Below are 12,619 nucleotides of genomic sequence, written 5' to 3'. Positions count from 1 at the left end.
CCGAGCCGAGGGCACCCCTACTTTTTCCATGCGTGTTGCACTTATACTTTAAACCGAGCCACAGCCAATTGAAGCTCATTCGACATGCCGCTTAATTCGTTAGCTGTTCTGGCAACCTCCGATATCGTCGTCAACTGGCGCTCCGTAGCAACTGCAACGGCTTGTGTAAGCTCCGTTGTCATCCGAGTTAGCTCCGCCATCTCCTCAATGCCAGCTAGAACCTCTTCCGAGCTTGCTGACATTTGCTCCGATACAGCGGATACATCGGTCATCTGATCGACAACCTCCTGAACCGTGCTAGAGAGATCCTTGAAGGTGTCGTCTGTTTGCTCCACGACAGCCTGCATGGCCTCCACTTCCCCAAGACCGCGATCCATCGCGATAACAGCCGATCCTGTCTCCTGTTGAACGCGCTCAACGAGTTCAGCAATTCGCTCTGTCGCCAGTCGGGATTGATCCGCCAGCTTACGGATTTCCGTGGAAACGACAACGAAGCCTTTGCCGTGCTCACCTGCTCTCGCTGCCTCAATCGAGGCATTCAGTGCAAGCAAATTCGTTTGTCTTGTTACATTCGTGATGAGGACCGTAATCTCTCCGATCTCCTCGGACATCGACTTCAAGCTCTGAATGGCTTGTACAGCCTCCTGTACGGAACGCAGCGCTTCACTAATTTGCAGCATGCTTTGCCCCATCCGCGCATTGCCTTCGCTCGTATGGGCGCGTGCATGGCCAGAAATATCCGTGGCATTTCCTGCTGATTCGGCTACGCGCTGAATCCCCACGGCCATTTCATTCATGGCATGGCTGCTTTCCTCCGTGCCCTGACGCTGCTGCTCCGAGTGCGAAGCGAGCTGCCCCATCATATCCGAGACAGAGGCTGTGGACTCACTTGTATGCTGAGCACCGGTTTGTAGTGATTCCGATGCAGCAGAGACTTGCTGAGCAGCCTGTGCGATCTGGACAATGAGTCCACGAAGGTTTCCAACCATATCTTTTAGATGATTTCCCAACAATCCCAATTCATCGTTGCTTTTGCTTTTCGTAAGCGCTGAATCCGATAAATCTCCCGTTGCTGCGGCCTGTGCAAGCTTAACCAATGGGTTAATCTGACGCAGATACAATCGTACGATGAAGATGATGAAGAGAGTTCCGATCACAATGGCGATTAACCCGATCCATATCGATTGCATGGTATATGCGTTCATTTGAGCCTGAATAACACTATAATCAAAATCAAGTCCGGCGAAAGCGACGAGTTTGCCATCCTTATCTCTAATCGCACTTACTGCACTCACCCATGTCCCCAGTGAATCTGAGTAAGTACCTGTAATGCCAACACCTGTTTTCTCCGCTTCCTCCAGCGCAGCTCTCAGCTCAGGTACCGGTACATAGGGCTCAGCTGGCTTCTCGTCAACATAGAGCTCTGCATTGGATAACAAGTTCAAGAGGGCTGGTTCCCCCTCAGAGGTTGTCCATTCCGGGTAAAATAAGTAGGCATTCTCAACCAATTCACTTTGTGAAACGCGGTCCATATCCTCCTGGACATTCATCACAGCAGGCTCATATTTGTAAGCGTCCTGTTTTTTCTTCAATTCGATCTTTGCCTTCTCAATGTAATCTATTTTCTGCATAAGCGGCGCATGAAAAATACCTTCAAGCGCGCCCAAGTTATCTGACATTTGTCGCCCATGCTGTTGATACGAAACAAAGGTTAGCAGCACGCAAAGGAGAATATAACAGGTTGCCGTCCAGGCGGAAATTTTAAAAGACAGCGAACGAAAAAAGCTTACCGATGCTTGCTTGCCTTGTGGTTGAGCGTGTGACATGATTACAAAAACACCTCCAGAATTGTACAGCACGGCAGTTAGGAAAATATAGGTATTACAGGCTAGTCTTCTAGATTTCGACAAAGTTTTTAGAAACCCTTCCCCTATTTTATTTAGAATTTATTCGAGAATGATTGAGAAAAGGAGTTGTAGGACGATGCCAGCGATTCGAGCACTTATTTTTGATTTTGACGGCACGATTCTGGATACGGAGACGGCTTGGTACGAGGCGTTTAAGGAGGCCTATCTCGAGCATGAGGTGGAGCTGACTTTGGATATGTACGGGAAGTGCATAGGAACGTCCTTGCATGTGTTTGATCCCTATGAATATTTAATTACAGAAATGAAGATTCCCTTAGATCGGGAAGTATTTCGGCAGCGTGTGCATGCTAGACATACCGAGATGATGGCGCAAGAAGTCATTCGTCCGGGTGTTCTTGATTATTTAGTGGAGGCCCAAGAATTAGGCTTGCGCATTGGCTTAGCCTCCAGCTCCAAGCGAGCTTGGGTCGATAAGTATCTGGCGCAGTTGGGGATCGGTTCGTATTTTGAAACGATTCGTACCGCAGAGGATGTTGCTTTGGTAAAGCCTCATCCCGAGCTTTATGAGCTCGCGCTGAAGGATCTTGGCGTACAACCGCATGAGGCTATTGCGATCGAGGATTCGCCTAACGGCGCTCGCGCAGCGGCCGCAGCAGGCATGCACTACCTTGCAGTGCCCAACCCGGTGACAAAGTTTCTCGCTTTTGACGGGGAACCGCGTACCGTGCAATCGCTGGAGGAGCTGTCTCTGACCGCTTTGCTCGACCTTGTAGGTAAATAAGCATTAGTGCCAGTTCGGGAAATAAAAAAGGCAGCGTAGGAGTTCTTCCTGCGCTGCTTTTTTGTTGGTTAGAGGAGCCTGAAGGCGACTGCCTCTACTTCGCACCATGTAAAGCATCTAACGCGGCTTGCTCGTCCTTGACGAAGAAGAACTGCTTCCCGTGGTTACATTCGTAGATGAAGTCGCGAAGGCTTTTGCTATCGTATTGATCGAAATCGCCGACGATGGCCATTTTCATCTGATAGTTCGTGTATTTCTGGAGAACATCGCCAGCGAGTTTTGTTTTAAGCTCGAAGAAATCCTCGGTCACATTCCACTGATGAATGATAAACTTGTCGCACCCTGACAAATATCGGACGGATGCCATTAGATCTAGCGCATCTTGGCCGTTGCTAATGAGAATATCCGTGCTCTCCACGATAGCTACCTGGGAATCGCCCTTCTGATTGATCGTTGTATTCATGTCATTTCTACCTCTCTCTCCATATCTACAGGTGCTAGTACCTCTTCATCCCGTTTGTTCAACACATTTTCCTCAAGTACAGCGAATTTATCTCCATATTCTTTGATGATATGCGTTTCCCCCCACATACAGAGCGAATCCAAGATCGGCTTCAAGCTAGCGCCATATTCACTGAGCTCATACTCCACCTTCGGTGGCACTTGATTGTACACAATCCGCTTCACGATCCCATCATCCTCGAGCTCTCTGAGCTGTTGCGTCAGCATTTTTTGTGTGATTCTCGGCATGAGCCGCTTGAGATCACTCGTTCTCCGTTTACCGTGGGTCAAATGGCAGAGAATGACACATTTCCACTTCCCGCCAATGACTTCTAGGGTGGCTTCTACAGAAATATTGTACAATTTTTTAGCCATGTGATTGTTCCCCTCCCATTCTATCTATGGGCACTAAAAAGTACCTACCGTACTTAAAAGTACGTACTGTTCATTCGAGCTATTATGCTTGATAATAGCACTTACCGGCCGGGACATACAAGTTTGGAGTGAATGCTATGAAACAAGAAACCAATCGAAACACGTTGGCGCTGCTTGCCCTCGCGGTTAGCGCCTTTGCCATTGGCACAACCGAGTTTATTAGTGTCGGACTGCTTCCGCTCATTGCTGAAGACCTTCATATATCCATCACGGGTGCGGGTTTAACCGTCACGTTGTATGCACTAGGGGTTACATTTGGAGCACCAATCTTAACTTCCCTAACCTCAACCATTTCACGCAAAACGCTGCTGCTCTGGATCATGCTTGTGTTTATCGCAGGTAATCTATTGGCTGCCACTGCAAGTGGCATCGTCGTTCTATTGATCGCTCGCGTCGTATCTTCGCTAGCGCATGGCGTCTTCATGTCGATTGGCTCGACCATCGCCGCTGATCTCGTGCCCGAGAACCGCAGAGCCAGCGCGATTGCGCTGATGTTCTCGGGACTTACCGTCGCAACCGTAACCGGTGTGCCGATCGGCACGTACCTCGGCCAGCAGCTAGGCTGGCGGGCCGCGTTCTTCGCCATTGTCGCGATTGGCGTGGTGGCGCTCATCGCGAACCTCGTCTTGGTATCCGCGAATTTGCGTAAAGGCACCCGCACGCGGCTTGGTACTCAGCTGAAGCTGGTCACGAATGGGCGACTGCTGCTCGCCTTTTCAATTACAGCCTTAGGCTACGGCGGCACGTTCGTGGTGTTTACGTATTTATCTCCGTTGCTGCATGAGATTACAGGGTTTAAAGAGCATACGGTAGCTTTGATTCTGCTGCTGTATGGGGTTGCCATTGCCATCGGCAATATCATCGGAGGCCGCTTAGCCAACCGCAATGTTAGCAAAGCATTGCTCGTCATGTTTCTTTTACAATCCCTCGTGCTGTTTCTCTTTATGTTCACAGCGCCTTTCAAAGCCGTAGGCTTACTCACGATATTTGCAATGGGACTACTCGCTTTTATGAACGTGCCTGGGCTGCAAATCTATGTCGTTCAGCTCGCTGAGCGATTCGCCCCTGAGGCCAAAGATGTGGCATCTGCCTTCAATATTGCCGCTTTCAACGCTGGTATTGCTGGCGGAGCGTTCTTAGGTGGTGTCATTACGGACTCCATCGGACTGATTCATACCACATGGGTGGGTGGAATGATGGTATTCGGGGCTGTCATTCTCACGGTTTGGAGCCGAAATCTCGAAAAAGCAGATCAACAAACAAAACAATCACAACCCATCATTTTAGGAGGAATACCACAATGACCAACAATCTACAAAATACGATGAACAACAACCTACAAGCTGTAACTACACTTCATAATGGCTTTGCGATGCCATGGCTGGGGCTTGGTGTATTTAAGGTAGAGGACGACCCGGAGGTCGTGCAGGCTGTAAAATCCGCGATGAAGCTTGGCTACCGTAGCATCGATACCGCGGCGATTTATGGAAATGAGGCTAGCGTAGGCCAAGGAATTCGCGAGGGGATGGCGGCCTACGGCATCTCGCGTGAGGAGCTTTTTGTAACGTCGAAAGTTTGGAATGCCGATCTTGGCTATGAAGCTACTCTAGCTGCTTATGAAGCAAGTTTAGCGAAGCTTGGTTTGGACTATCTGGATCTTTATCTTATTCATTGGCCTGTCCAAGGCAAATACGTAGAGGCATGGCGAGCGCTAGAGGCACTCTACCAAGAGGGGCGCGTCAAAGCGATCGGCGTAAGCAATTTTCAGATTCATCATCTAGAGGATGTGATGGGTACCGCGTCGATTAAACCAATGGTCAACCAAGTGGAGCTTCACCCTCGCCTCGCTCAAACGGACTTGCACGATTTCTGCAAGCAGCATGGAATTCAATTAGAAGCTTGGTCACCGCTCATGCAGGGTCAGCTTTTGGATAATCCGACATTGAATACGTTGGCTGAACGTCATGGCAAATCCATTGCGCAAATCATCTTGCGTTGGGATTTTCAACGCGGTATCGTGACGATTCCGAAATCGACCAAGGAGCATCGAATTCTCGAAAATGGCTCGATTTTCGATTTTGAGTTGACGAACGAAGACATGGCTGCGATCCATGGGATGAATCAGAATTTGCGCGTCGGGCCAGATCCGGACAATTTTGACTTTTAAGCGACAAGTCCTCGCCTCCTTTCTGCGTAAAGGGGTTGAGGGCTTTTTATGCGAGGAATAATTTCCCTTCAATTGGTAAAAGTTACTTTCAACTAATGATGGGAGGCTGCTTCAGAAACATGAGTACCGATAAAAACGATCAAAAAACCACGACAGACACGAGCAATATGACCCTAACCAACCGGCAAGGCCATCCGATTTCGGATAATCAAAACATCCGCACGATTGGCAATCGCGGCCCGTCGACGCTCGAAAATTACCATTATATCGAGAAAATTTCCCATTTTGATCGGGAGCGTATTCCAGAGCGGGTAGTGCATGCGCGCGGCGCGGGGGCTCACGGGTATTTTGAGGCGTATGGCATGGTAGGCGATGAACCGGTCTCCACGTATACGCGGGCTAAGCTTTTTCAGGAGAAGGGGAAGCGCACCCCTGTTTTTGTTCGTTTTTCGACCGTGGTGCACGGCACGTACTCGCCAGAAACGCTGCGGGATCCGCGCGGCTTTGCGACAAAATTTTATACCGAGGATGGCAACTGGGACTTAGTCGGCAATAATTTGAAAATCTTTTTTATCCGCGATCCGTTGAAATTCCCAGATATGGTACACGCGTTCAAGCCTGACCCTGTCACGAACCTGCAAAACCCGGAGAAAATGTTCGATTTCGTCTCGAACACGCCGGAAGCGACGCATATGATCACCTTCCTCTTCTCGCCTTGGGGCATTCCAGCCAACTATCGGCAAATGCAGGGGTCGGGCGTCAACACGTACAAGTGGGTCAATCAGAATGGGGATGCGGTGCTGGTCAAATACCACTGGGAGCCGCTAAAGCAAGGGATGAAGAACCTTACGCAGTCCGAAGCGGAGGCGATTCAGGGCAAAAATATTAGCCATGCCACGCAGGATTTATACGAGGCGATCGCACGCGGGGATTATCCGGAGTGGGAGTTGTGTGTGCAGATTCTGAGCGACGACGAGCACCCTGAGCTCGATTTCGATCCGTTGGATCCGACGAAGCTGTGGGATCATGAGAAGATTCCTTTTCGTAAGGTAGGCAAAATGGTGTTGGATCGCAATCCGGAGAATTATTTTGCGGAGGTGGAGCAGGCCGCTTTCGGGACGGGCGTTCTCGTCGATGGCCTCGACTTCTCGGACGATAAGCTGCTGCAGGGACGGACCTTCTCCTACTCGGATACGCAGAGGTATCGCGTGGGGACGAATTATTTGCAGCTGCCGATCAATGCGCCGAAATCGTCGGTTGCGACGAATCAGCGGGATGGGCAGATGACGTTGATGGTGGACAAGGCTCCCGGCCAAAATCCACATGTGAATTACGAGCCCTCCTCACTCGGCGGGTTGCAGGAAGCGGCGCCTTCGGGCAAAGAGCATCAGCCGATGTATAATGATCGACTTGTTCGCGAGAAAATTAGCCGAACGAATGATTTTGGGCAAGCAGGCGATACCTACCGCAAGTTTGAGGATTCGGAGCGAGATGAGTTGATCGCGAATTTGGTGGATGCTTTGAAGATCTGTAAGCCTGTGATACAGGCGAACATGATTGGCTATTTTACGCAGGCAGATGCTGATTACGGACGGCGGGTGTCGGAAGGGCTCGCTCAAGCGAAGGCCTCGATGGAGCACCTCGGGTCTGAAGCAGCGAAGGCGGGAGCTGAGCTCGCGGAGAATGCCGGACAACGGACGGACGGCTACTGAATTGGAAGGAAAGGCACCCTTGATGGGTGCCTTTTTGGGTTGGGGCGTTCAAAGGTGCCTTCTTTACCATTACGATATGATTGCTTTACGCGCAGCTTCAAGCGCTCCAACCACTTTATCACACCACACATCAAATTCCGGATCTTCCCGTTGAAGCTCAGGATTAGCCAAAATATTGGCAATGGTGCGCTTCATCCCTTGATCAAATCGCGTTGTAGCCACGAATTCTGGCACAAGCCGCTTTAACTTCGCGTTGTCGAACACAACGGAATTCGCCTTATCCCCGAGCAATCCGCCTCGGTAGTCCTGCGTACTGCAAGCATCCAAGAACTCAGATGCCACATGCACCGCATGAAGCTTCACGCCAAGCGCATCGGCAATCGCTTCGTAGATTTGATTCCAAGTCAGCGTCTCGTCTGACGTGATGTGAACGGACTCTCCGATCGCATGGAGATTGCCCATGAGCCCGATGAACCCTTTGGCAAAATCGCTGTTGTGCGTCATCGTCCACAAGGAAGTACCGTCACCGTGTATGATCACCGGTTTGTTCTCGAGCATGCGCTTCGCCACCTGCCAGCTGCCTTTGGTGCCGTGCACACCAAGGGGAATGGAGCGCTCATCATAGGTATGGCTTGGCCGAATAATCGTGATCGGGAAGCCTTGCTCCCTGTACTGCTTGATCAAATACTCTTCGCAAGCGATTTTGTTCCTGGAATAGGCCCATAATGGATTGGATAATGGCGTCCCTTCGGTGATGCGATAATCGGATAGCGGCGTCTGATAAGCCGATGCCGAGCTGATGAAGATGAATTGCTTCGTTTTACCCTGAAAAAGACGATAATCCCGCTCCAGCTGTGAAGGCTCGAACGCGATGAAATCCGCAACCACATCGAACGATAAGTCTTTGATTAACTCCGCAACATAGGCTTCATCGTTGATATCCGCCTGGAGGATTCGCGCGCCCTCTGGCAAGTCCGTATTGCGTGTGCCGCGATTCAACAGATACAGCTCGCAGCCAGTGGCTAACAGCTGTCTAGTAATCGCGGAGCTAATGGTTCCTGTTCCGCCAATAAATAGCGCTTTCATTTGATCGCCTCCGTCTCATTTATTTTGGGCACCCTACGCCTGATCGGTCAGATATGCCTCTGTTAGTTGCTTGTATTTCTCATACCATACGCTCCATACTTCTTTACGAGATGAGATGGTTCTACCCTCCATCAGCGCCTCGATCACATCCAGGCACACATGCCACCCAGCCAAATCCCTTGGCGTATGGGCCGTTATTTTATGTAAATGCTCACTGAAGATTAAGCGGCATCCCCCGTCTGGCTCAGCTTGAAGTTCGAAACGAACGCGATCTTCATCCCAGGAGTAGGCCAATACACTTGGTGTTTTAAGCTCAAGAATATTGATGGGTATGAACGTGCCGTCCGGCATATTAAACTTGATGATACCGCCTTCTCGAAGCTCCTCCACCTCTAGCTCTGGGAACCATTGCACTAGCTTATCATTCTCCGTCAACCATGACCATACGTCTTCTACAGCATGACGCCAATGACGCTCGTAACGAGCTAAGTATCCGCCTTGGGCGGGTTGAAAGTCAGCTAACATGGGACTCCTCCTTAGATCTGTGCCTATGAAATGATGACAACTTTTCCCTTCTTTCATCTTACCTGTAGATGCTGATTCAATCAAGAAATACGACGGGGGTTGCATTCGAAAGACTTTCGTAAGATTTAGGAAAGAGTCATGCATGGAGTATCCAGTAAGATAAGCGTATGAAACTTATTGGAGGTACGCATATGAACATTCAACCCGTAGTCGAAGTACGCAATCTGACGAAACGGATTCGAAATAAAAACATTGTGGATCAGATCAGTTTTGATCTATTCCCTGGGGAGGTATTCGGGTTCCTCGGGCCAAATGGGGCCGGCAAAACGACGACCATCCGCATGATGGTCGGCTTAATCGGGATGAGCGACGGCGATGTCGCCATTAACGGGCACAGCATCCGCCGCAGCTTCCAAGAAGCAATTCGGCACGTCGGCGCGATCATCGAGAATCCCGAGCTGTACAAGCATCTCACTGGGATGCAAAATCTCAAGCAATTCGCTCGCATGGCAGCTCCTATCCCGCAAAGCCGCATCGACCAGATCGTGCAGCTAGTTGGGCTTTCCGCCCGCATTCACGATAAAGTGAAGACCTACTCGCTCGGCATGCGCCAGCGGCTTGGTATTGCCCAGGCTCTGCTGCATAAGCCTGCTGTACTCATTCTGGATGAGCCGACTAATGGCCTCGACCCGGCCGGCATTCGTGAAATGCGCCAGCTCGTCCGCCAACTCGCCACTGAAGAAGGCATAGCCGTGATGGTGTCCTCTCATCTACTCGCCGAAATGGAGCAAATGTGCGATCGTTTTGGTGTCGTGATTGAAGGCCGGTTGCGATCAACCTTCTCACTTGCGGACTTACAGACCCAGACTGAAACACAGACACTCGAAGAGAAATATATCGGGCTAACGGAGGTTGCCAGCTATGCTTAATTTCACAAAACTAGTGCAAAATGAATGCATCAAGATATTTACCAAAATCGGCAGCTGGGTAATGGTTGCCTTCGTTCCGATACTTGTTATCGCAGTAGGCTTACTCTGCCGATACGCGGACCAAGACGAGCTTAAAGTGAACAATGTATGGGAGTTCATGGACTTGATCCTCTCCGCCATTCCGAATCTCATGGATATCGTCACCTTATTTACGATCATCGTTGCCGCGGGCATCGTGGCCTCCGAATTCTCTGGCGGTACGATCAAATTACTGCTTATCCGTCCGTTTAGCCGTTCCACGATCCTGCTTGCCAAGTTCGGAACTGTCCTCTTGTTCGGCTTAGGTCTTACGATATTGCTCTTAGTGTCCGCGTACCTTACGGGTGGCATTCTATTCGGATTTGGTGGAGCGTCCGAGCTTCATGCTGGGGCCGCTTTCTCAAATGTTTCTTACTTATGGAAAGCTGTAGGCTACAGCGGCATCGAAATGGTAGTGATGGTCACGCTCGCGTTCATGTTCTCATCCGTGTTTCGAGCCAGCTCCATGGCCATCGGCATTTCTCTATTTTTCTTACTGACGGGAGGGCAGCTTGCCTACATCCTCAAAAAGTTTGAATGGTCCAAATTCCTGATTTTCGCCAATACCAATTTGCTTAGTTATGTAGATGGCAGGCCGCTTATGGCAAGTATGTCACTATCTTTTTCATTGATGATGTTGGCGTTCTATCAGCTTCTCTTCCTCGGTCTTGCCTGGTATGTGTTCGCGAAGCGTGATGTTTCTATCTAATGTGGTGTGGTTTCAATATGCATGAGGAAAGAAGTATACTGAAAGCACATGAAGTGAGATAAACTCCTATCGGAGGATTTCGAAGATGAGCGACCGCGTTAAAAGGTAAGTTTATTCGCCAAATAGAAAGTCTGTTTTCGGAAACCGAAAACGTATACTTCCTATTGTGGTTAAAAGGTGGAAACGACATGCCTAATCACATTTTGCTTGTAGAAGACGACCTGGCGATCGCTGAAATGGTCCAAAACCATTTAACTAAAGAGAGTCTCACCGTTCGACATGCCCCAGATGGGGAGGCGGCGCTGCGGCTCTTTGCCGAGGAAGCTTTTGATATAATTCTGCTAGATCTGATGCTGCCTGGGGTGGATGGCATGGAGGTGCTGCGAAGGGTGCGGAGCGGAAGCACGGTGCCCGTACTCATTTTGTCTGCGAAGGACAGTGATGTAGAGAAAGCGCTGGGTCTCGGCTTCGGGGCTGACGACTATTTGGCCAAGCCATTTTCCCTTATTGAACTGTCGGCACGGGTAAAAGCGATGCTGCGGCGGGCATCCCAATATGCCATTCCTCCTGCGAGTGCTGAGCAGGCTCTCTTGCGCATCCATGAGCTGACGCTTCATCCGGAAGAGCATCTCGTTACCAAAAATGGCAGCCCCCTCAACCTCACGGCGAAAGAACTCCTTATTTTAAGATTGCTAATGTCCCATCCCAAACGTGCTTTCTCCAAAGAGCAAATTTATCGCTCCGTATGGAATGACGCTTATTACGATGATGTGAATGCGATTCAGGTGCATATTTCACGTTTACGGGAGAAGATTGAGGACGATCCTGCGAACCCGCGGTACATCAAGACCGTATGGGGGATTGGTTACAAAATGGGGGACTTTTGATATGACGTTGATTTGGCCCAGTCTTTGTCTCCTTCTCGGGGTACTTACCATCGTTCAATTAAGTCACAGAATAAAACAGTCTCGTGAACTCCGCTCTTTACAAGCGAAGCTAACCGACATTCTCGATAACGAATCGCATGAGAAAGTACTCCTGCATACCAATTCTTCACAGCTCCAAAGCTTGTTAATCGTCATTAATCGGCTCTTGGATGCGAATCGCAAAGTCGAAGCGGATTACACCCGCATGGAGAACGCAATCAAAAAAATGGTCGCCAACATGTCCCATGATCTGAAAACACCGCTTACGGTTGTGCTGGGTCTGACGGAAACGCTCGTACATGATCTCTCTGCCAATGATGAGGAACGGAAACGACTCGCCCTCAAGGTTCACCAAAGAACGCTCGACATTCTTAATCTGACGAACCAATTTTTCGATCTGGCGCGGCTTGAATCAGGAGATCGTCCCGTCCCTTTGTCCAAAATCAATCTTAGTGAAGCCTGTCGGAACGGCATTCTTTTCTATTATGAGATGATCGAGGCACAAGGTCTGGAAGTAGACGTCGCCATTCCTGAGGAGCCGATCTATGCCTACGGCAATACGGAAGCACTCGGACGTGTGCTGCAAAATCTGCTCTCCAACGCCATCCGATACGGCCACGAAGGCGGTGTTATTGGCATCTCTCTGCGACAAGATGAGGATTACATTTATATCGATGTCTGGGATCAAGGCAAGGGCATCGGTGAACGCGACCGTGTGCATGTATTTGAGCGGCTTTACACACTGGAGGATTCCAGAAATCAGACTTACCAAGGCAGCGGACTAGGTCTAACGATTACGAAGCGGTTGGTTGAACTCATGGAGGGAAGCATTTCCCTACACAGTATTCCCCATGAAAAGACCGTATTTACGGTCCGTTTTCCCCTACTCCGCTTTTGAAAGG

General features: G+C 49.8%; 12 protein-coding genes and 1 pseudogene. 8 read left to right on the top strand and 5 right to left on the bottom strand.

What is annotated here, in order from left to right; genetic code table 11:
* Positions 1-41 precede the first annotated feature (41 nt).
* Positions 42-1,826: a methyl-accepting chemotaxis protein gene (locus AC1DVJ_RS02750; RefSeq protein ID WP_477588172.1), complete on the bottom strand. Its 1,785-nt coding sequence runs from the start codon at positions 1,824-1,826 to the stop codon at positions 42-44.
* Positions 1,827-1,983: 157 nt separating this feature from the next.
* Between AC1DVJ_RS02750 and AC1DVJ_RS02745 the strand changes: the two genes are divergently transcribed.
* Positions 1,984-2,649, top strand: coding sequence for an HAD family hydrolase (locus AC1DVJ_RS02745; protein ID WP_477588171.1), 666 nt, complete (start codon positions 1,984-1,986; stop codon positions 2,647-2,649).
* A gap of 94 nt (positions 2,650-2,743) precedes the next feature.
* On the opposite strand, the gene AC1DVJ_RS02740 is transcribed toward AC1DVJ_RS02745, so the two are convergent.
* Positions 2,744-3,112, bottom strand: coding sequence for a DUF4180 domain-containing protein (locus AC1DVJ_RS02740; RefSeq protein ID WP_477588170.1), 369 nt, complete (start codon positions 3,110-3,112; stop codon positions 2,744-2,746).
* Complete coding sequence (locus tag AC1DVJ_RS02735) at positions 3,109-3,525, bottom strand: winged helix-turn-helix transcriptional regulator (protein WP_477588169.1); 417 nt, start codon at positions 3,523-3,525, stop codon at positions 3,109-3,111. Before AC1DVJ_RS02735 ends, AC1DVJ_RS02740 begins: the two co-directional genes overlap by 4 nt.
* Positions 3,526-3,662: 137 nt before the next feature.
* Here AC1DVJ_RS02735 and AC1DVJ_RS02730 point away from each other — a divergent pair, with 137 nt between their 5' ends.
* The 3 genes from AC1DVJ_RS02730 to AC1DVJ_RS02720 all read left to right on the top strand — a co-directional run bounded on the left by AC1DVJ_RS02730 (position 3,663) and on the right by AC1DVJ_RS02720 (position 7,464).
* Positions 3,663-4,889, top strand: a complete 1,227-nt coding sequence (locus tag AC1DVJ_RS02730) for an MFS transporter (RefSeq protein ID WP_477588167.1) — start codon at positions 3,663-3,665, stop codon at positions 4,887-4,889.
* Positions 4,890-4,909: 20 nt separating this feature from the next.
* Complete coding sequence (locus tag AC1DVJ_RS02725) at positions 4,910-5,752, top strand: aldo/keto reductase (RefSeq protein WP_477588482.1); 843 nt, start codon at positions 4,910-4,912, stop codon at positions 5,750-5,752.
* Between the two features lie 119 nt (positions 5,753-5,871).
* Positions 5,872-7,464: a catalase gene (locus AC1DVJ_RS02720; protein WP_477588165.1), complete on the top strand. Its 1,593-nt coding sequence runs from the start codon at positions 5,872-5,874 to the stop codon at positions 7,462-7,464.
* 69 nt (positions 7,465-7,533) lie between these two features.
* Here AC1DVJ_RS02720 and AC1DVJ_RS02715 read toward each other — a convergent pair whose 3' ends face one another.
* On the bottom strand, positions 7,534-8,550 hold the full coding sequence (locus AC1DVJ_RS02715) for an SDR family oxidoreductase (protein WP_477588163.1): 1,017 nt from the start codon (positions 8,548-8,550) through the stop codon (positions 7,534-7,536).
* Between the two features lie 33 nt (positions 8,551-8,583).
* Positions 8,584-9,075, bottom strand: a complete 492-nt coding sequence (locus AC1DVJ_RS02710) for an SRPBCC family protein (RefSeq protein WP_477588162.1) — start codon at positions 9,073-9,075, stop codon at positions 8,584-8,586.
* 191 nt (positions 9,076-9,266) lie between these two features.
* Between AC1DVJ_RS02710 and AC1DVJ_RS02705 the strand changes: the two are divergent.
* From AC1DVJ_RS02705 to AC1DVJ_RS02690, 4 genes and pseudogenes are all read left to right on the top strand, one after another.
* Positions 9,267-9,947 (top strand): annotated as a pseudogene (locus tag AC1DVJ_RS02705) (ABC transporter ATP-binding protein); the annotation flags it as partial.
* A gap of 49 nt (positions 9,948-9,996) precedes the next feature.
* A complete protein-coding gene (locus AC1DVJ_RS02700) occupies positions 9,997-10,791 on the top strand; it encodes an ABC transporter permease (RefSeq protein WP_477588161.1) in 795 nt (264 codons plus the stop codon).
* A gap of 188 nt (positions 10,792-10,979) precedes the next feature.
* On the top strand, positions 10,980-11,678 hold the full coding sequence (locus AC1DVJ_RS02695) for a response regulator transcription factor (protein ID WP_477588159.1): 699 nt from the start codon (positions 10,980-10,982) through the stop codon (positions 11,676-11,678).
* Position 11,679: 1 nt separating this feature from the next.
* Entirely contained in the window at positions 11,680-12,615 is a 936-nt protein-coding gene (locus tag AC1DVJ_RS02690) for a sensor histidine kinase (RefSeq protein WP_477588157.1), read from the top strand.
* The last annotated feature ends 4 nt before the right edge of the window (positions 12,616-12,619 follow it).

The sequence above is a fragment of the Paenibacillus sp. P4_A9 genome (assembly GCF_056402415.1).
This window is presented reverse-complemented; position numbering and strand designations above follow the sequence as displayed.

Excerpts from the sequence above, each read along its gene's own strand:
- AC1DVJ_RS02695 (WP_477588159.1), top strand. The coding sequence starts at position 10,980 with ATGCCTAATCACATTTTGCTTGTAGAAGACGACCTGGCGATCGCTGAA.
- AC1DVJ_RS02690 (WP_477588157.1), top strand. The coding sequence starts at position 11,680 with ATGACGTTGATTTGGCCCAGTCTTTGTCTCCTTCTCGGGGTACTTACC.
- AC1DVJ_RS02730 (WP_477588167.1), top strand. The coding sequence starts at position 3,663 with ATGAAACAAGAAACCAATCGAAACACGTTGGCGCTGCTTGCCCTCGCG.
- AC1DVJ_RS02710 (WP_477588162.1), bottom strand. The coding sequence starts at position 9,075 with ATGTTAGCTGACTTTCAACCCGCCCAAGGCGGATACTTAGCTCGTTAC.
- AC1DVJ_RS02700 (WP_477588161.1), top strand. The coding sequence starts at position 9,997 with ATGCTTAATTTCACAAAACTAGTGCAAAATGAATGCATCAAGATATTT.
- AC1DVJ_RS02735 (WP_477588169.1), bottom strand. The coding sequence starts at position 3,525 with ATGGCTAAAAAATTGTACAATATTTCTGTAGAAGCCACCCTAGAAGTC.
- AC1DVJ_RS02750 (WP_477588172.1), bottom strand. The coding sequence starts at position 1,826 with ATGTCACACGCTCAACCACAAGGCAAGCAAGCATCGGTAAGCTTTTTT.
- AC1DVJ_RS02715 (WP_477588163.1), bottom strand. The coding sequence starts at position 8,550 with ATGAAAGCGCTATTTATTGGCGGAACAGGAACCATTAGCTCCGCGATT.
- AC1DVJ_RS02745 (WP_477588171.1), top strand. The coding sequence starts at position 1,984 with ATGCCAGCGATTCGAGCACTTATTTTTGATTTTGACGGCACGATTCTG.
- AC1DVJ_RS02740 (WP_477588170.1), bottom strand. The coding sequence starts at position 3,112 with ATGAATACAACGATCAATCAGAAGGGCGATTCCCAGGTAGCTATCGTG.
- AC1DVJ_RS02720 (WP_477588165.1), top strand. The coding sequence starts at position 5,872 with ATGAGTACCGATAAAAACGATCAAAAAACCACGACAGACACGAGCAAT.
- AC1DVJ_RS02725 (WP_477588482.1), top strand. The coding sequence starts at position 4,910 with ATGAACAACAACCTACAAGCTGTAACTACACTTCATAATGGCTTTGCG.